Here is a 19396-nt window from a genome sequence, read left to right as displayed (position 1 = left end):
CTCGGCCTGCTTCAGGATCGCCATGATCTGCGCATCGCTGTATTTCGATTTCTTCATCAGAATCTCCTCTTTCATCATTTGAGAAAATTCTACTTCAGCACACCCCTAAATTTCGGGAGGATTACCGTACCAGATTGCGCCGCAGTGCAGCTCCACCGAACCGGCCATTCGCTGCGCCCGCGAAATTGTAGCGCGACCCGAGGTCGGGAGTGTGGGCTTTCCCGACCTTCTATCAGGAGGTTTCGCTGACGCAGCATTATCTCGCTCTCGCGGTGTTGTGTTTGACGCGGTGCAGAAGATTTCCTGTTTGCGGACAGTCACCGGAACAGGAATAGGCTGAATCCGATCCGAACCTTCTCCGCAACCAAATCAGCAGGAAGAAACGTGAACGAATTCTACACCTGAACGGCCCGGATCAGGGAGCTGGGTCAGCACCTAACCGCAGCAATTATATTCGCGGCCGTACTTCCAAGCCTCGACGAGTTCACCGGGCAGCAGTCTCAATTACGTTAGAGAAATCAAAATCGTCACTTGGTCACAGTTCCCTGACCGCCCAGTTTCGACAATTTGGCAAGATAGCTTTGATCTCCGTCTAGTTGCATGACGTCGGAAGCGAAGATCATTGCATCGAGTGCGCTATCTGAGTTTCCAGCGCTTAACTCTCCGACCGCAAAAGCCCAAACCTTTTCGGCGCTAAATGCTCCCGAGCCTACCTTCTCCGCCACCAAAGTCAGGGCGAGACGGGATTCGCCGACCGATGCCAGAGCCTCAATTATTGGTGCCCGGTCCGCATTACTTCGAAAATCGTGCGATAGATTCGATAGATATTTGACCCCATCAGCTGTCTTCCCATCATGAATCAAGCGTGCAACTATTTCAGCGTGAGCGTCGCGAATTTCCCATGGAGGTCGCGGAATGTCTTCGACGTTGGCTAGAAGCGCTATCGCTCTCTCTACTCTCCCGTCCTCAATTGCTTGAAACGCCAATTGAACATATGCATCGTGGCCCATATCTTCAGCTGACCACCAATTCACGGCCTTAGTCTTCTCAATCCAATAATTCGGATCGTCGCCGTTTCTTTCGGCAAATAGTGCAGCAAATTGCATTACGCGTGCTGGCAAGAAATCGAAGCGATCTTTATCCTCATTTGCCTCGGACTCTCCCATGGCTTTCCGCGAAAACTCAACAAACTCAAGAGCCTTTGCTATATGTCCATTGTTCACCAAGCTCCGCCAGTAATTCCCAAATCCACTATCCTTTAAGTCTCCGTTACCAGGGTGCACATACTGAGCGAAATAGTAGAGTGTGTTGGGTCTGACTGCCTTCGAGAACGATCTGATAGCAGTCTCGGCTTTGTCTAAGTTGCCCAAGCCGATTTGCCAATTTAGATAATTACTAAAGATTTTGACAACTGGCGAATGCTTACCGACGTATTCCAGCGAGCCGCTTTGTTCATCCAAATACTTCTCAACACGACCTCCGAAGTTCTGGGCCCGCCCCGCGTCGTCACTTTCCCAGGCTAACAACATCCACTCTGACAAGATCAGCATTTCAAACTGGTTACGATCATAGATTCCGCGATGATGAAGAGGCTCAAGGTTGGCGTCTTTGAGTCGCGATTCTGCTCTCTTCCAGGCGACTTCGGAACCTGCAGAATCGTCTCTATTCCAACGCTCTGCAGCAAGAGCTCCATTGGAGCGATGCAACATCAAACTGAATTCTTCACTCATCGGTCCAGAATGATCTTCGTATCTGAGCAGCAGTTCTTCAGTCTCTGACAACAAGTTAGCCTTGAGTCCGACCTCGACGACCTCCCAAAGGAGTTCACCTGCCAGAAGACGACCGTGCTTGCTTTCGTCCAGCAAAATTAGGCTCACGGCAGCCTCAAATATACAAACACTGACTTGTGCCAATATTTGGCCACTCACTGGCGATACTTTCTCGAGGCAAGAAGACAAAGCTGCATTGCCCGCAATCTGGGGCCAATCCGCAATGAAATCTATTGATAGCTCACTTGTGCTGTTCTCATATTGAACCTCAATCGCAAAGGTTCCAGCAGCTGATCCCAATGGTAAACTTCCTTCCGTCGAGATGTACAATTGTGACAAATCGTTCGGACTGATCTGCAGACCCTGGGCCACGGGCTTGCCTGAGCCGAAAGTAATCGTTCCCGTCTTCGGTATTTTTATGATTGTAATTGTCTCGTTAGCAGACAGCTCAAGTGTTTCGAATTTGATTGGAATTCGTGCTCCATCGTCTCCAGAAGCAACATTAAACCGTGTGGTTTCCTGAGCCCAACTAACCGATACCAAGGCAATTGGCAGCAAACTCCAAAGTAAAATAAACCGGCATTTCCTAAGAAACCACAGAGCAACGTTTTTCGCAGAAGTCATTGCAGGTTTTCCTGGATTAAACTCAGAATGTCATTGTGACTTCCCGGGCTTGCTCTTTGCTTATCGACTGTTTCCTTCGCCAATTGCAAGGGGGTGTGACCGTCATCCGTTTTTGCTGTCAGGTTGGGTTGCGAGTAGGACGAATAGAGAAGGGATTTCACAGCTTCGAGATTGCCGGAGGAAATAGCGATGTGTAGTGCCGTTTCATCGTAGAGTTTGTTCTGCAGGCTTTGATTTGAACCAATCGCCAACAACATATCGATGATTTCCCCCTTTTGTCTTTTCGCTGCCAACATGAGCGCTGTGTTGCCAAATTCGTCGATTGCGTCGGGATTCGACGTGACGTTGGTTAGTCTACGAATTACTTCGCGCTTTTCTGCGGTCACATCACCTGGATCAACGAGAGCGGTTTGTAGCGCATTGTAGCCGGGGAATGAGTTTACGGCACCGACCGTGGCTCCATTATCGATCAGTATCTCTGCGACTTCCCAATGTTCATAAAGCACTGCATAAAGGAGAGCATCGTACCCCGCGTCTGTCCTCTCTGAAACATTTGCCTTCCCATCAATAATCATGCGGCGAATATGGTGCGGCGACAAAAAAATATCGTTTTCGGACGGTTCGCTACTCACGTAGTCAAATGCACGTGTAAGTGGAGTATACCCAGTTTTGCTTCTTTCGTTAAAGTTGGCCTGGAAATCAATAAGTAATTCCAATAGCTTAGCTCGGTTTTCAATAATACGGTTAGATTCTCCTAAGACGACGAACAAGGGGGTCAATCCATCATCCGAGGGGAGGCCGGGGTCCGCCCCCTCCTCTAGCAAAATTTTCACAGCTTCTACGTCAGACGAAACAACTCCCCGGATAGCGAAATCAAGCGGCCTGAAACCCTCGGTTTTCGTATTGGGACTGGCTCCGCCCTTTTGGATCAATTTACGAAGTATGCCGTACTGACGCGAGTGTATTGCATCACCTACTGGAGTTCTTCCAAAAGCGTACGGAGAGTCCAACATGAAGTCGTCTTCCTCGAGCAACACATCTATGACTTTGTCGTCTCCCTGATCTATGGCCAACCCGATTACGCTATCATATAGGCCTTCCTCAGTTGCGAGTCTGGGGGCGGCATCGTTTCTTAATAAATAGCTGACGAACCTTGGTCTATTGTGTGCGACGGCGTAGTGAAGTGGGCGCCATGGCAGGGCGATTGGGTGCGTGGGTTTGCCGGGCAGGTTCAGGTCAGCACCACCTTCGGCATGCAGATACCTCATAACAGCGAAATTGCCGAATTCGATGGCTTTGGTTAGAGCCGTTCCACTCTTTGCTGAAACGTTGACGTCCGCTCCGAAGTTTTCAATCAGCAGCTTTACCAACCTCAAGTCTCCAACTCGAGCAGCCGCCATAAGTGCTGTCTCACCATTATTACCAACTTGATTTATGTTGGGGTCGATTTGGTATATTAGTCGCGCAATGGAATCTAATTTCAGATTTCCAACTGTCTCGGATAATGTCACGACGTCAATTCGTACTGTGTTTTGGTCGTAAGCGCCCTCTGGATCTTCGACTCGAACGCCAAAAATCGCCGCACTGCCGATTTCCGCCAAGAGCTCAGGTTCGTACTCAAGAGTGTCAGTAGAACGCCAAATGAATGGGTAATCGTTCAATTCCAGTCCGTTATGATAGAAGGTTCCGTTGCTAGGATGGCCTACCACCGACAACTCCAGCTCTTCTGTGGCGTGATCGGGGTCACTCACTGTCGGGCGTTGGAGAAGCGTTCGACTCGAAGCAAGACTGACTACACTGTCCGTTTCGATAGCTGGAATTCCATTCTTTGAAACATCCCGCCCGCTCCTGAAGTCTCGCATCAGCTTCTCTGCCAACGCGTAATTCCCCGATTCCAATTCAGCAATTGCGCGTGTTTTTAGGTCGCCTCTGTCAGGATCGTCTGGCGTTTCCAATCGTTCCCATTGGTTTCGTAGCTCTGTGTATTGGACGGCGATACGAATTAGCTCTTCGCCTCTCTCTTCTGGCAGGACATTCGTTCTACCCAATATCTCAAAGAAATTGATTATTGTCTCTTCTGTTACTCCAATCTTTGATGCCGTAGGCTCTAGGTTTACTTGTGATTTTGCGATTTCAACGCTAACGCCAGAGACGATTGCCGCTACGAATTGTTCAACATCAATGCCTTCATTCCCAGGTAAGACAACGTTGAAATTGGAGTCCGTTACAGTTCCAGTAATGACTGCGTAGTTTGTCGTTTGGTCTGATAGAACCGCTGCCTTTAGTTCGTCATCGCTGCATATTACAGGGCCAACAGGCCTTACAAATTGCCGGAAGATATTCTCAGGCACCATATTGTTAAATCCTGGCAACTCACGTTGTCCACCTACAACAAAGCCGTAAACCCAATTACTGGCATCCATAACCGGAGCGCCGCTGTAGCCCTTCACAATATTTCCTCCAGTTGTCCAAGTCTTGAGCGGTCCAGTGAAATTTCTTATCTTGAAGTCTTCACGTGTTATGTCCGCGTCGAGCGGGAAGCCAAGTGTCCAGAGATCTGGTGTGCCGGCGCGGAGGCGGTTTGCATCGCAGAAGCCAAGATGTGGAAAATCCTCACCGAGCGGCTCTTCTGAGTGGGCCACTGCTACGTCCAAATCTGGCGATGGCTGAATCTCCACCAGAGGAAAAGATTTGTTTTTTCTCTCGATCCGCGCTCCGTTGCACTCGGTAACGACGCCTGAATCCGGAACGACTGGAGCCAATACATGTTTTGCGCTGACTACGTGCCCAGACCTGGTGATCAGGAAGCCTGTCCCGGCCGAAGCCGGTTGCCGCCCACCATCAGAAAAAACGAAGTCGCACGAAATAAACAGAATTGCGTCTTTTGGATCATCTGCGATTTGTGCCGCCAGAGGGCTAGCCGAAAGCGCCGCAATGACTAGAAAAATTAGAGAGGCCGCCTTCATGCGGGGTATAGCCTCTTTGCAAAATCGAGGTCCTTGGGGGATATTAAATTCAATCGACTTACTTCGACGCCTTCGTCATTGAAACTGGCCGGAAAAGTATAGAGCATTACCGAGTCCGGATCGTATTCAGCTAGTTTGTGGCCGGAAATACTGTGGGAAAGGTAGAACGACCTCACACTTTCTTCGCAGAGTTTTTCGAGCTGGGCGGGCGTTACGTCCTTTGTGTTACATTTTCCCCAGTTTTTACCGAGATGGTCCGCGACGATTTCGTTGGTTCTCCATGTGAGGCCGGAATCTGGATGCTGATGTTCGTGGCGTAGACCGAGCACATGCCCGAATTCGTGCTGAATTATGCGCTTCCGTTGACGCCTGTTGGTTCTTGAGTTCGACAAATATCCCAGCCGCATGGTATGGGTGCCGCTAAATTTTCGGTGGCGGGCTTGACGGCCCAAGGCGCTATCGTTGAAGTCTGTTTCTACTCTAATTCTGATATGTGCGCTGGCGACATCTTCAGTCTCAACGAATTCTAAATTGGCGCCATTCGGACCAGTCCATTTCCGCGCCTCGGTCATGATTTCGTTCCGCAGATCTTTTTCTGCATCGAAGAGTCCTACAAGCAACTTCCAAGGGCCGGGGTCGTTTGCTTTCCAGGCGTCCGAGCGTTTCCACACTGCAGACTCCAACGCAAAGGCGAAGTCCTCATAGGTCAGCAGGCTTCCAGCACTCGAGTCAAAACCTACGGTGTCGCCGTCCAATGAAGAGAAGTTCTTGTAGGTCTGAAGCGTTCGCATTCGGTCGAGATCGCTGACTTGCGGCGTACTACAAGACGCAATCTTTAGGTCTTCTTCCGAAAACAGCCCTTCGTTCTTAGCGCTGACTCCACCCGAGACACCACCACCCAGGATACTACAACAGCAACCTGTTATGAACTGTCGACGATCGATCCTAAATTCACACATCTAAAGAGTGTTTGACCTCAAAGCTATTAAAACAATCGCAGTTTACCATAGCTCGGCCGAGATTCAATTTTGTGTCGATTATCGGTCAAATCAGCCGACTTCGAATGCGGCACCCGCCTTGGTTATCCTCGATTGCGCCAGCTACCAAACTCCAAAATGACCGCAAACGAAAGGTGCGAGAGTCTCACTTCGCGTGCGCGATGATTTTCTGCGCCGACAATTGCTGCAAGCGAACGCGACATGAATTCGACGGGCCCGGTTAGGGCTCACTTCGGCCACTAGATGGATCGCAGCATATTCTCAAAGTGGGTCGTACCACCCCAGCATGGACGGCCCAGAGCCGTCGTAGAAAATAATATCATTCGCGGCAGTGCGGCGCCCTCAACACGGACTTTCGCTCAGCCCTTTTCGCATCAATATGAAGGGGCCTTCATCGTGCAATTGGAATTCCAAATATTCATAACCAAGAGCGGCGTAGAAATTCTGCGCCGTAAGAGAGGAGTGAAGCATGATTTCCGAAATTGCATTTTTCCGCGCAATCCCTTCCATGTTTTCGACAAGCATCTTGCCGAAGCCTTGTTTCTGATAGTTGGGATCTACGAATAGGGAGCGCAGATAATCACGTTTCAGTCCAACCGTACCGACAAGATCGGCACCCAAAAAACAAAGGAATATGAGCTCATTTCGTATTCTCTCAACAATCCGTTCAGGTTCAAAAATGGCGCATAGCAAGTCAATTGACTGTTGATCATAGTCTTTGGAATTTGATGTGCGAATAGTTCGCTTAATCAGTCTGCTAAGCATAACTGCGTCGGTATCGGTTGCTCTGAAAAATTCAAACGGCTTCATCTCTGCTATATCTTACTTAGTTCGGGCCTATGTTGCACGGTGCTGCGCGCAGTGTCACGCGTTCAAGGCGGCTGGATAAGTTGGATACGCGTCAACGGTCCCAAGCCGGCTTCCATCGGAGGATACTGTTCTGCGGTGTGGCTGCCCAAAAGCAGCCGTTCGCCGCAAGAGCATTGTACCGCTCGCTGCAATGCAAGATAGTGGCAAGCGAGGCCCGCTTGAGCGATACGCTGCAGTGGTCTTCTCGATGTGAACGTCGTCGTCCGTCCGTGTAAGTGATCTACTGGCGCGAGACTAGGTGCATCGTTAGGCTTGAGCGACAAACATGAGCAATGTGTTCCGCGAGTTTTTCCTGAAATTGCTCGGCTGTTTTTTGTATTTTTCTGTTCCTCGGAAGAAGCAGCCCAAACGTCATCCACCTTTCGGGTTCGAAGGGAATGGCCGCAAGGCGGTCGCCGAATGCACTGGCCACCATTTCGTCAGCGATCGTTATGCCTGCGCCCTCGGCCACAAGGGCACAAGCGAGTTGGGAGGATGAGACTTCATGTGTTGCGTCAGGTGTAACGCCAGCCGAATTGAAGGCATCGTCCAGTTGATCGCGTAGCAACAATCCCTGCATCAGTCGGATAACCGTATCTGACGCAAGCTGATCGGCGGTGACAGATGCCTCTTGGGCCAATGGATGTGCCGCCGGTAAGATCGCTAAAGCGCGGACGCGCACCAGAGGCACAGTCTTTATGTCCGGATGGCTGACGGGCAAAGCCGCAATACCGATATCATACTCTCGCCCTGCAAGCCATTTGCCAGCTTCTCGCCTTGCGCGCACATCCAGGGTGACGCTGACGTCTGGATGCTCTTGCGTAAACATCGCAACCGCAGGGGCCGACAAGAACTGTGCAATACGTGGCATCGTCACGATACGAAGACTTTCGGTACGTCCGGCACGAATATCCGATGCGATGCGGGGCACTTCGTCAAGATTGTCGAGTATGCGCCCGGCTTCTCGGTAAAATGCTACTCCTTCTTCTGTTGGAGTTAGGCTCCTCCCTGATCGATCAAAGAGTTGAAGTTTGATCTCTGCCTCAAGGCCGCTGATCAACCGGCTGATGGCGGGTTGGCTAAGATGCATGACCTCGGATGCCGCTGCCACAGAACCCTCGGAGAAAGCCAACCTAAACGCGCGAAGGGCTTTGATGTTCATAGTTTATCGCTTTACTTTTTTGCATCAGTAGATGTCATATTTGCAAATTTGGCAATCAATACCTCTGCTATGCATTAACCATCGAACAAACGGAGGAGCCAAAATGAAACGCAGAACATTCATAGGGAGTATGGCCGCGAGTGCCGCGCTCGCCGCCAGCACAACCGCAACTTTTGCAGCAGAATGGCCGAGGCGCCCAATCAACTTGGTGGTACCCTACAAGGCAGGTGGTGGCACGGACGCTTACGCACGGGCGATCTCTGCGGCGGCAGAAGGCATTCTGGACGTGCCGGTGGTGGTCGTGAACAAGCCAGGTTCTGGTGGCTTGAACGGCGCAAACTCAGTGGTCGGCGCGCGGCCCGACGGCTACACTATGATGATGACATCAGGTGGGTCGTTCCTACTTTCCACGATGACGCGGGACACGGATATCGACGCGCTTGAGAGCTTTGAGGTTGTCGCCCAGATAGGTCAACTTCGCACTTCGCTAATGGTACCAAAAAACAGTCCCTACCAATCAGTTCAGGATGTGATCGATGCAGCCAAAGCAAACCCCGGGTCGCTTCGCTGGGCGCATTCCGGTCGCGGGGGTTTCCACCACGTCGGGGGCTTGGGCTTTCTGGCCAACAATGGCATCGAAGCGCAGGACGTGCCGTTCAAGGGTGGCGGCCCGACCCGCGCAGCCCTGATTGGAGAACAGGCCGATTTCGGGTTCCTGGGCGTTCAACAGCTGCGCGGCTTTGAAGAGCAACTGCGCGCGTTGGCCGTGAACAGTGCAGATCGCGACACGATCATGTCTGACGTGCCAGCCTTTGGCGAATTGGGTGTCCCTTTTGCAGCTGTCTCCTCTCCGGTGATCGTCTTTGCCCCAAAGGGCACCCCTGCCGAAGTGATTTCTGCCATGGAAGCTGCACTCGCTGAGATTGCGGCAAAGCCACAGTTCGCCGAACTGCTTGCTGAGCGCGGCACTGGCCCCGTTTATGCAAGCGGTGCAGACGCCAAAGCGGGTCTTGCTGCTATGAAGGCTGACGCGGCCCCCTTGGTCCAGAGCTTGACCAACTAGTTGCACCAAACGCACCTCGGGCGAGTGGATCGCACTGGCCCGACGAACCCACAACGTAATCGGACGAGGAGGTTGCCATGCAAAACATGGCTGAAGGGATCGGCTTGGCCATCCTAGCGCTATTGGCGATCTGGGGTGCTTGGCAAGTGCCGGGTGCCAGCCCCGGAGATACCTGGGCGGGTATTGTACCGTTTGCAGCATCTCTGGCGCTGCTGGTACTTTCGGGCCTCATGATTGCGACCGCCACCCGGGCAAACGCGACCGGCCCCAATGATCACAGCCAAAGCGAAAGCGGAACGCTCGACATTCTTGTCCTGTTCGCTGTGGCTTTGATCTATCAACAATCGTTCCGCTGGTTCGGCTATGTCCTTCCGACGGCGATTGTCGCTCCTGTCGTGATGTACATCTTCGGGGTTCGCAGTTGGGTGGGGCTTGCGGCCTCGGTTGTGGTCTGCCCGCTTGTCTTCCACATTCTCTTCTTCGTCTTGCTTGGTGTGTTCCCTCCCTACGGCGAGGTGTTCGACTTGCTTGACTGGCTTCGGGGGTAACTCAAATGGAAATCTTTCCCGCCTTGCTCTCGGTCATCACTGACCCAACGCTTCTCTTCGCGATTGTCCTTGCAGCTGCAGTTGGCATGATCGTGGGTGCCACGCCCGGGCTGACCGCCTCGGCAGCGATTGCGATGCTTCTGCCAATCACCTTTTACATGCCGCCATTGTTCGCTCTGGCCTTCCTTTACGTCATCGGAAAGTCTGGACGCTACGGCGGTTCTGTTGCGGCGATCCTGTTCAACACCCCAGGCACCGCAGCCAGCGCGGCGACGCAGATCGATGGGTATCCTCTGGCGCGCGCTGGCAAAGCAGGAAAAGCCATGAAGGTGGCGACGATTTCCTCAGTCATTGGTGACCTGATGGGCGACATCATGCTTGTGGTCGGTGTCGGCTTCATCGCCGCCATCGCGCTAAAGATTGGCCCACCCGAGACATTTGCGATCTATTTCGCCGCCTTCGTGGTCATCGGCTCGGTGATTGGAAAGTCCATCGTCAAGGGCCTTGCATCGGCCTTGCTTGGGATTCTCGTCGCAATGGTCGGCCTTGATCCGATCTCAAGCGAGGAACGATACACCTTCGGCTCTTTCGATCTGTCCAACGGTATCGGTTTGGTCCCATTGATGATCGGTGTCTTTGTGTTGGGAGAGGTCTTTTCCCAGCTCGAAGAACGCAAGAAGGCGAAAGGCGACATCAAGGAAAATGAAAGCGATCCCACTGGTCACACTCTGACCTACGAAGAATACAAACCCTGTATCCCCCATGCCGTCCGGGGCGGGTTCATCGGTGCAGGCATTGGTGTTCTGCCCGGTTTGGGCTCGGCCATTGCGGCCTTCATTTCCTATGGCGAAGGTAAACGCCGCGCCAAAAACTCTGAACAATGGGGCAAGGGTGCATTGGAAGGTGTCGCCGCCCCAGAGGCTGCAAACAACGCCGTGTCCGGCCCCTCGATGGCCCCTCTTCTGACGCTTGGCATACCAGGATCGACTATCGGTGCCATTCTCCTCGGCGTCTTTCTAATCCACGGAATTCAGGTTGGGCCGACCCTGTTTCTGACCGACAAGGAACTGGTCTATCAGCTGTTTGCCTGTGGTATGCTCGGCATTCTTGCCTATGGCATCATTGGATATTTCGGGGCCACACAGGTTGCCCGTCTGATCCTCAAAGTGCCGGTCAACGTGCTCTACCCGTTGATTTTCATGACAGCTTTTGTTGCTTCTTATTCAGCGCGCGGATCGATGTTTGATGTCACCGTGATGACCATCGCCGGGTTCGTCGGCTGGTTGATGCGAAAGTATGATTTCAATGTCGCGGCTTTCGTCATCTCCTTCGTACTTGCAAAAGGGGCGGAAGAAACCTTCAGGCAATCCCTGCTCATGTCTGACGGGGGTGCTCTGATCTTCGTGGAACGTCCCATCGCCGCCGCGTTCCTGCTGCTTGGGCTGGCCGCAATGGGGTTCCGCATCCGCTCGATCCTAAAAGAACGGCAAGTCGCGGACGGAGGGTTGGGCGATGCTTGAATCTCGCATCTATCGTGACTGCTTTTCGTCCTCCGAGATGCGCGACATCTGGTCAGAGCATGCGACGATTTCGACGTGGCTCAAAGCGGAGCAAGTTCTCGCCCGATGTCAGGCAGACCTGGGCGTGATCCCGAACGACGCGGCAACAGCGATGGAGGCGATCAGCGTATCCGAACTGGACGTGGAAGATCTGGCAGCCGAAATGGCCCTGGTTGGTCGCCCAATTATCGGCCTCGTGAAACAGCTTCGCGTGCTTGTCCCGACGCATGCAAACCACGTGCATTTCAACTCTACCACGCAAGACATCATGGACACCGCCATGGTAATACAGATGAAATTGGGGCTGGAGGGCATCCGGAGCAGTACAATCCGGGTGACTGGTCTGCTTGATGCCCATATCGCCGCGCATTCCTCGACGGTGCTGATCGGGCGGACCAATGGCCAGCACGCTTTGCCAATCGCGTTGTCGGCAAAGTTGCGGGTCTGGCGATCGGAATTGCTGCGAAGGTTGGAGGCGATGGAATTTGCGGCTTCCCGTGGTCTGAACGTTCAGGTCGGTGGACCAGTCGGTGACCTTCGTGGATATGAAAGCGGCATGGGGGAAAGCGTCAAGTCGGCCATGGCCGAGAAACTGAGCTTGGGAATGGTTGACCCTCATTGGCAAAGCGCACGCGACGGCGTGGCCGAAATTCTGGCGACGCTTGGCCTTCTTTGTGGGTCGCTGTGCAAGATTGGCCATAATATCAACCTTATGTCTTCCTCCGACATCGCCGAAGTGTCCGAAGGTCATGTGAACGGCAAGGGCGCGTCATCCTCGATGCACCACAAACGTAACCAGAGAGCCTCAGAATTCTTGGAAGCTGTTGCACGGCTTGGCCGGCAACGCGCCGAGCAGATTGGCGAGTTCACTCTGCACCAACATGAAAGATCCGGAGGTGCCTGGATCGGCGAATGGACTCTTGTTCCCGAAGTCTTCTTGCTGACGTCCGGCGCGGTGTCCTGGGCTGAAACCCTACTTTCGGATGTCACTTTTCACGCCGAACGAATGGGAGATCGGGCTGAGGCCGTGACCGCATCGAACCGGGAAGATACCACGCAAGTTGATGCGTCTGGCTCTTAGCTGAGTTAATTTATTGTCACTATTGACAGTTAATATAATCCATCTTACGTGCAACCCAATGCGGCACCATGTTGGTGCGCCCAATTGGAACGGATGGAACATGGCCGGACGCCCGACAAATCGAGATGAACGCTATATCCAAGTGATGAAGGGCTTCGTGCGTTGCGTCGCACGCTACGGGCTGGATGGCGCGTCCTTGTCGCATATTGCCAAGGAAGCCCGCCTTACCCGCCCCCTGATCCGGCATCATGTTGGGAACCGCGAAGACATGATCACGGGTTTGACCGACTTCGTTCTCAAGAGCTTTGACGATCAGACCGCAGCCATGGTTTCTTGCCTGCCGAACGAAAGGCCTTCAAGCGCTCTTGTCGACTTGCTGTTTTCAGAAGATGCCGTGTCCGAGCCGGATATGGTGCTGGCCTTCGCAGCACTTACTGCCCGGTCGTTAGATGATGCAAAGCTGCGACAACGATGTCGAGAGACACTTCTGGATTTTGAAGCGGCCATCGCAGACACACTGCGACGCGACCATGGTGACGCGGATGATGCCGCACTGGGTGCCGCGGCCCACGGGATCATGGCGCTTTACTTCAACCTAACGTCGCTGGCCCCCCTGGATATGCCGAAAAGCTGGCAAAACCACGCCAGAGGTCTAGCCCATGAGCTTCTAGAAAAACTGGATCAGCCATCATGACACAAGCCCGCCTGTTCAACTACGTCACCTTTGCCGCGCTGATGATCGCCACGGCGCTTGGCTATCAATCGTTATGGGGGCTCTTGTTCATCTATTGGACGATCCCGAACTTCTATTCTGGGCACGCATTCTTTCTGTCTGACGTGATCCGCGACGACGACCCGATCTTGTTCTGGTTGATCCAGATAGCCTGGGTGGTTCTGGGCCTGATGCTGGTAGCTCTTGATTTCTTTCCTGTCGGAGGTTGATCCATGACACGCAAATTGCACCTTTTGCCGGTCGAAGCTTACACATCGCAAGACTGGTTCGATCGCGAAATGCGCGACATCTTTTCGAAAACCTGGCGCTACGCTGGGTTCATGGAGGATGTCGGCGAACCGGGCCAATACATCACCGTGCAGGCCGGGCTGAACAACATCTTTGTCGTGATGGGCCGAGACCGCCGCCTGCGCGCTTTCCACAACATCTGCCGCCACCGCGGCACTCAGTTGATCCGCGCGGTTGGCAAGACACAAATGGCGCTGACGTGCCCCTATCACGACTGGACCTACGATCTTGAGGGTAACCTGATTTCGGTGCCTGAAGAGCAGGAAGAGTTCGGCCAGGTCGACAAATCCTGCCTCGGATTGAAACCTGCAAAGGTTGATGTCTGGAAGTCGATGATTTTTGTACATCCCGACCCGGAGGCACCGTCGATTGCCGAGTGGTTTGGTCCAGTTGAGCCACATATCGGCCCGCATGTACCCGAGGAGCTGGTGGAATATGAAGAGTTGAACAACAGCTACGAGATCAAGGCCAACTGGAAGGTGGTCGTTGAAAACTACATCGACGTCTACCACCTAAGCCACCTGCATTCGAACACGCTGAAGATGTACGACCACAAGGCAGCCAAATATCACTGGGAAGGTCCTCACTACATGTTCTGGGAACCACCAGTGGACGACTACCTGAAAGATCAGGAGAAAAAGCTGATTGCACCAAGGGTGATCCCAAAAGACATGAACGGCGCTTGGGTCCCCATGCTGTTCCCTGGGATCGGACTGGCAGGCTCTGAGGAAGGCTGGAATATCTTCATCATAGAGCCTCTTGGACCTGAACTGACGCGGGTCAGCAATCGCGGACGGGTGTCGGGCAGTTCCGACTGGGAGTTTGCTAAGCAATCAATGAGGTCTTCGATGTTCTGGACCAAATTCGGCCTGAGCGGCAAATACGAAGCCCATGACGCCATGAGCGAGGACGACCCTATGGTCGCAGGCGACTTCACTGGCGAGGATATCTACGCCTGTGAGCAGCAGCAGAAATCACTGAAATCTCCGTACTTCGAAACGGGCCCAGCCGCAGCTGGTGAAAGCCCGGTGACCCAACACCAGAAAGTTGTTCTGAAATGGTTGGGAGAAACCAAATGAGCCAGCGCAACTTCCACCCCTTGACCGTTCTGGACACCCGCGAGGAAATCGGCGGCATGGCCAAGACGGTCATGTTCGGCGTGCCCGACGCCGTGCAGGATGCTTTCAAGTGGCGCGCGGGTCAGCACCTGTCGTTCCGCTTTCACCTCAATGGTGTGGAACAGCGCCGCAGCTACTCTATCTCCTCCTCACCTTTCACTGGCGATCCCCTGCGGATCACGGTGAAGCGAGTCAAAGACGGCGTGGTCAGCAACTACATCAATGATACCTTGAAAACGGGTAACATGATCGAAGTCATGCCCCCATTCGGAGGCTTCTGTCTCGATCCTGGCGCTACAGCGCGGCGCACGCATTACTTCTTTGGGGCTGGTTCAGGCATCACGCCGCTTTATGCGATGCTGAGTTCCGTCATGACAGCAGAGCCCAATTCGTTTGCGCATCTTGTCTACGGCAACAACAATGAAAACAGTATCCTGCTAGAAGACGAATTGAACGCCCTTTGGGAGGCACATCCCAATCGCATGTCGATCCACCATGTTTTCTCCAAACCCCGCTGGTGGTCCAGCGCAGAATATTGGCGTAAGGGCATCGTGGACAAAGAGGCGATCGGCGCACTGATCACCGAGAACCCGCCTTATGCGCAGGATGCTCAGTACTACGTCTGCGGTCCCGGCGGGATGAACAAGGCCGTGAAAGATGCGCTGATGTCTTTCGACGTGCCCGCGGGCCGCATCCATATGGAAAGCTATGGCGGCACGGCTGAACTGGACACAAGCATCGAGGGTATGGCCGCAAAGGCGGAAGTGACATTGGGCGGAAAGACCCATTCAATTGATATTGCCAAAGGGCAAACCGTGCTGGAGGCGGCCAAGGCAGCGGGCCTGAAACCGCCGTTTTCTTGCCAATCCGGTGTCTGTGGTGCCTGTCAGGCCAGTTTGGCCAGTGGCGAAGTCCAGATGCGCGCGCGAATGGCGTTGGAAGATGGAGATATTGCCAAAGGGGCAATCTTGACCTGCCAATCCGTGCCCGCAACAAGAGAGATTTCACTCAGTTATGACGAGGCGATTTGACGGCAACGAAGCCAGTTTATTTTTCACGGCGACGATCATGCTAGCATCGGCATCCTGGCCGGTAAGCTTCACTCTCGGGGTCTATGGCGAAGTGTTCTACAGCAACGTCCTGACGATCTGGATTGCTTCCTTGGCGGCTCTGTTTGCAGGCGCAATCATTGGGAAAACAGACTAAGGCGAAATATACCTCACCTGGTGGGCCCGCATCCTGCTGCAGAGCTGAATGGCGATCGACAGAAACTTCGCGGTTGTGACTTAGTGAAAATGAAAGTCGTCGACATCATGGCTTCTGGCCAAATCAAAAATCGGACGTCAGTACTGCAGAGTAAAACGCAGAAACCTTTGCGTTTTGAGATTTCCGAAGGGACACGTGCTTCTATCCAGAAATGGGTGGACGAATTGATGGTCGGATCAGAATACCTGTGGCCTGGTCGACTTCATGAGCGCCTGCACATCTCGACGCACCAATGGGTCGTTTCAAAAACGTTAATCTGCCTGAACGCACCCAGGCGCAGCCTGCCTTGCCCCATCAGAACTTCAGCTTCTCGTAGCTTCGAGACAATCTCTTCAGGCTTCGGTGGCTGGCTTGCCATTCTCTGATCATCCGTTTCCTAAACGTAATGACGGACCCATTAAAATGGGGAGGCTCAGCGAGGCGCACGACACGACCGTGGCTTCCGAATCATGCGCGCCTTATGGCTTCGAAAGAGCGACTCTTGTTTGACTTGTGGCATCGAGTTTTCCACAATCACCATTTTTATGGTCGATTTTTGCCAAGGATACGTTAAGCCGAAGTCTGCGATGCAACTAAGGCGAGAATTTTGAAATCAAAGAGAAAAAGTCTGGAAAGAGGGATTGAAGTTAACTTATGTTAAGGTTGTTCAACGATCTGCCCTTTTATGCGAAGCGAGAAAAAAATAAAAAAAACCACAAATTGATGACTTCGATAACAGAACCCTCTTCACACCTTGAAAAACTTGATCTGAAAGATGGTGAAAAGAGCTGGATTCCACGGCCACTCCATTGTGTGTGTGTCTCGCAGAATAATCCGAGTTATTCAGTCAGGTTTGAGCTGCGGCACCTTTGAGTGTTCGGCAGATTAGGGATAGCACGGTGAATATGTCGGTTACAGACGATGAATACTGGAGTGGGATGTAATGATTAACGGAACCGAGAACGACGATATTCTGGAAGGTACGGCAGCGAATGACGTCCTGAACGGACTGGGCGGGAATGATACGCTCCGCGGCAATGACGGCGATGACACCCTTGACGGTGGAGACGGCGACGACAAGCTGTATGGATTTAATGACAACGATATCCTGATCGGCGGCGCGGGGAATGATATTCTCTTTGCGCATGAAGGCGACGACCGGCTCAGCGGAGGGGCAGGAAACGACCGACTGGATGGTGGTGCAGGAAACGATGTGTACCACTTTGATCTGGGCTGGGGGAATGACACGCTCAGCTTCTATCAGGGATTTGGGGCGAGCAGCACAGATGTCATTGAGTTCGGCGCAGGCATCTTTTTTAATGACTTCACCGCCAGCCGCGCATCCTTGAGCGAGATCGCGAGCATGGATCTTGTGCTGAAGCACTCGAATGGCGACAGCATCAGGGTCGAAAATTTCTTTTTCACAAGCAATCACCAGCATGGCGAAGTACGCTTTGCAGATGGCACGGTACTTACAGCCAGTGATCTGATTGCTATGCCAACAGGCACCGAGAATAACGATTTTCTGGAAGGTACAGCGGGCAACGATGTCCTGAACGGACTGGGCGGGAATGATACGCTCCGCGGCAATGACGGCGATGACACCCTTGACGGTGGAGACGGCGACGACAAGCTGTATGGATTTAATGACAACGATATCCTGATCGGCGGCGCGGGGAATGATATTCTCTTTGCGCATGAAGGCGACGACCGGCTCAGCGGAGGGGCAGGAAACGACCGACTGAGTGGTGGTGCAGGAAACGATGTGTACCACTTTGATCTGGGCTGGGGGAATGACACTCTCAGCTTCTATCAGGGATTTGGAGCGAGCGGCACAGATGTCATCGAGTTCGGCGCAGGCATCTTTGCTGAGGACATCATCGCCAGCCGCGACGGCTTGGATCTTCTGCTTCAGCATTCGAACGGCGACAGCATCACGGTCGAAAACTTCTTTTCTGGCAGCGATTACCAGCGTGGCGAAGCACACTTTGCAGATGGCACGGTACTTACAGCCAGTGACCTCATTTTTACGCAAACAGGCACTGGGAGTGACGATACCCTTTCCGGCATTTCCGCAGGAGGTGGCAATACGTGGCGTGACGTACTGTTCGGAGAAGGAGGCAACGACACGCTGCGGGGTTTGGGAGGAGATGACTTTCTCTATGGCGGTGACGGAAACGATGATCTGTCAGGCGACGCAGGCGATGATGTGTTGCGCGGGGAGAATGGTGACGATTTCCTGGCGGGGGGTCTTGGGAACGATAACCTGGACGGCGGCCTCGGTAACGACCGCCTTTTTGGTGCTTCCGGAGATGACATCCTCTGGGGCTTTGATGGCGATGATGAACTGAATGGAGGCACCGGGCGGGACCAGTTGATCGGCGAGGCCGGCAACGATCGTTTAATCGGCGGTGAGCGCGAGGATATCTACTGGTTCGGAGTGGATCCATGGGGCCATGACACCATCGACAATTTTGACACCGCCTATAACACTGGCGATGGTTTTGTCAGACCATGGGACGCTGTTGTTTTCGAGGCCGGCATCACGCCAGACGATATTTCGGCGCACCGTGACGGCAACGACCTGATTTTGACACACACCAACGGCAGCACAATCACCGTTGAAAATCAGTACCTGAGCTTTGACCACGAAATTTCTGTTATTGACTTCGTCGACGGACCGCTCTGGAGTTTTGAATTGCTCGACTATGTCGCGGCCCCTGACCCCGAAGCGGTTTCTATTGAGAACGAAGGGATCGGTCTTCAGGTCAGCGGTGAGGGCGTCTATCAGGTAACGAACGAAATTGCATCTATCCAACTCAGCTACCTCGGCGCGACCGTGGGCCCGCAGAGCTTTGACGGCTGGCAGGCGCTGCACGCGGGCTCCAACGGCGCGGACGGCTACAGTGTTCTGTGGCAGGGCGGCGGGCTGTATTCGATCTGGAACGCGGATGCCTCCGGCGCATGGGTGTCGAACGAGGTCATCTCTGACCAGGACTTCGCGGCGCTGATCGACTATGAGGACCGCTTCCAGTTCGACTTCAACGGGGATGAGACGCTCGGCCACACGATCACTGACATCGACACGGTGGGCATCGGGCTGCAGGCAAACACCCGCGGCATCTACCAGATTGTGGACGGCGGCGACACGTTTGAGCTCAGCTACCTCGGCGCGACCGTGGGCCCGCAGAGCTTTGATGGCTGGCAGGCGCTGCACGCGGGCTCCAACGGCGCGGACGGCTACAGTGTTCTGTGGCAGGGCGGCGGGCTGTATTCGATCTGGAACGCGGATGCCTCCGGCGCATGGGTGTCGAACGAGGTCATCTCTGACCAGGACTTCGCGGCGCTGATCGACTATGAGGACCGCTTCCAGTTCGACTTCAACGGGGATGG

General features: G+C 53.4%; 15 protein-coding genes and 2 pseudogenes. 12 read left to right on the top strand and 5 right to left on the bottom strand.

Going from position 1 to position 19396, the window contains the following annotated elements:
- Nucleotides 1-527: 527 nt before the first annotated feature.
- The 5 genes from ACOTTU_RS19260 to ACOTTU_RS19240 all read right to left on the bottom strand — a co-directional run bounded on the left by ACOTTU_RS19260 (nt 528) and on the right by ACOTTU_RS19240 (nt 8368).
- Nucleotides 528-2393, bottom strand: a complete 1866-nt coding sequence (locus tag ACOTTU_RS19260) for a hypothetical protein (RefSeq protein ID WP_425660248.1) — start codon at nt 2391-2393, stop codon at nt 528-530.
- Nucleotides 2390-5359 carry an ankyrin repeat domain-containing protein gene (locus tag ACOTTU_RS19255; protein ID WP_425660246.1) on the bottom strand — a complete coding sequence of 990 codons (2970 nt, stop codon included), beginning with the start codon at nt 5357-5359 and terminating at the stop codon, nt 2390-2392. The genes ACOTTU_RS19260 and ACOTTU_RS19255 overlap by 4 nt, the downstream gene beginning before the upstream one ends.
- Nucleotides 5356-6150, bottom strand: a complete 795-nt coding sequence (locus ACOTTU_RS19250) for a hypothetical protein (RefSeq protein WP_425660244.1) — start codon at nt 6148-6150, stop codon at nt 5356-5358. Before ACOTTU_RS19250 ends, ACOTTU_RS19255 begins: the two co-directional genes overlap by 4 nt.
- A gap of 549 nt (nt 6151-6699) precedes the next feature.
- Nucleotides 6700-7167: a GNAT family N-acetyltransferase gene (locus ACOTTU_RS19245; RefSeq protein ID WP_425660242.1), complete on the bottom strand. Its 468-nt coding sequence runs from the start codon at nt 7165-7167 to the stop codon at nt 6700-6702.
- Between the two features lie 280 nt (nt 7168-7447).
- The gene (locus tag ACOTTU_RS19240; RefSeq protein ID WP_425660240.1) at nt 7448-8368 is read right to left on the bottom strand and encodes a LysR family transcriptional regulator; all 921 of its coding nucleotides are present in this window, start codon (nt 8366-8368) and stop codon (nt 7448-7450) included.
- A gap of 103 nt (nt 8369-8471) precedes the next feature.
- On the opposite strand from ACOTTU_RS19240, the gene ACOTTU_RS19235 reads away from it, so the two are divergent.
- The 12 genes and pseudogenes from ACOTTU_RS19235 to ACOTTU_RS19180 all read left to right on the top strand — a co-directional run.
- Nucleotides 8472-9431: a tripartite tricarboxylate transporter substrate binding protein gene (locus ACOTTU_RS19235; RefSeq protein WP_425660238.1), complete on the top strand. Its 960-nt coding sequence runs from the start codon at nt 8472-8474 to the stop codon at nt 9429-9431.
- Between the two features lie 77 nt (nt 9432-9508).
- Nucleotides 9509-9979 carry a tripartite tricarboxylate transporter TctB family protein gene (locus ACOTTU_RS19230; RefSeq protein ID WP_425660236.1) on the top strand — a complete coding sequence of 157 codons (471 nt, stop codon included), beginning with the start codon at nt 9509-9511 and terminating at the stop codon, nt 9977-9979.
- Nucleotides 9980-9984: 5 nt separating this feature from the next.
- The gene (locus ACOTTU_RS19225; protein ID WP_425660234.1) at nt 9985-11499 is read left to right on the top strand and encodes a tripartite tricarboxylate transporter permease; all 1515 of its coding nucleotides are present in this window, start codon (nt 9985-9987) and stop codon (nt 11497-11499) included.
- Nucleotides 11492-12619 (top strand): lyase family protein, encoded by a 1128-nt coding sequence (locus ACOTTU_RS19220; protein WP_425660232.1) that lies wholly within the window; start codon nt 11492-11494, stop codon nt 12617-12619. The genes ACOTTU_RS19225 and ACOTTU_RS19220 overlap by 8 nt, the downstream gene beginning before the upstream one ends.
- Before the next feature lie 58 nt (nt 12620-12677).
- Nucleotides 12678-13313, top strand: a complete 636-nt coding sequence (locus ACOTTU_RS19215; protein WP_425660230.1) for a TetR/AcrR family transcriptional regulator — start codon at nt 12678-12680, stop codon at nt 13311-13313.
- Nucleotides 13310-13561: a hypothetical protein gene (locus ACOTTU_RS19210; protein ID WP_425660228.1), complete on the top strand. Its 252-nt coding sequence runs from the start codon at nt 13310-13312 to the stop codon at nt 13559-13561. Before ACOTTU_RS19215 ends, ACOTTU_RS19210 begins: the two co-directional genes overlap by 4 nt.
- Nucleotides 13562-13564: 3 nt before the next feature.
- Nucleotides 13565-14719: an aromatic ring-hydroxylating oxygenase subunit alpha gene (locus ACOTTU_RS19205; protein ID WP_425660226.1), complete on the top strand. Its 1155-nt coding sequence runs from the start codon at nt 13565-13567 to the stop codon at nt 14717-14719.
- Nucleotides 14716-15789 carry a 2Fe-2S iron-sulfur cluster-binding protein gene (locus tag ACOTTU_RS19200; RefSeq protein ID WP_425660224.1) on the top strand — a complete coding sequence of 358 codons (1074 nt, stop codon included), beginning with the start codon at nt 14716-14718 and terminating at the stop codon, nt 15787-15789. The genes ACOTTU_RS19205 and ACOTTU_RS19200 overlap by 4 nt, the downstream gene beginning before the upstream one ends.
- 37 nt (nt 15790-15826) lie before the next feature.
- The gene (locus ACOTTU_RS19195) at nt 15827-15964 is read left to right on the top strand and encodes a hypothetical protein (protein ID WP_425660222.1); all 138 of its coding nucleotides are present in this window, start codon (nt 15827-15829) and stop codon (nt 15962-15964) included.
- A 62-nt stretch (nt 15965-16026) separates the two neighbouring features.
- Nucleotides 16027-16260: pseudogene (locus tag ACOTTU_RS19190) on the top strand (integrase); the annotation flags it as partial.
- A gap of 686 nt (nt 16261-16946) precedes the next feature.
- Nucleotides 16947-17432, top strand: a pseudogene (locus ACOTTU_RS19185) (calcium-binding protein); the annotation flags it as partial.
- Nucleotides 17433-17498: 66 nt separating this feature from the next.
- A partial coding sequence (locus ACOTTU_RS19180) for a calcium-binding protein (protein ID WP_425660262.1) occupies nt 17499-19396 on the top strand: 1898 nt, incomplete at its 3' end.

Source organism: Roseobacter sp. EG26, assembly GCF_049830555.1.
GTDB lineage: Bacteria > Pseudomonadota > Alphaproteobacteria > Rhodobacterales > Rhodobacteraceae > Roseobacter.
Note: the sequence above shows the minus strand (reverse complement) of the source record. Positions and strands in the feature narration are given on the sequence as shown.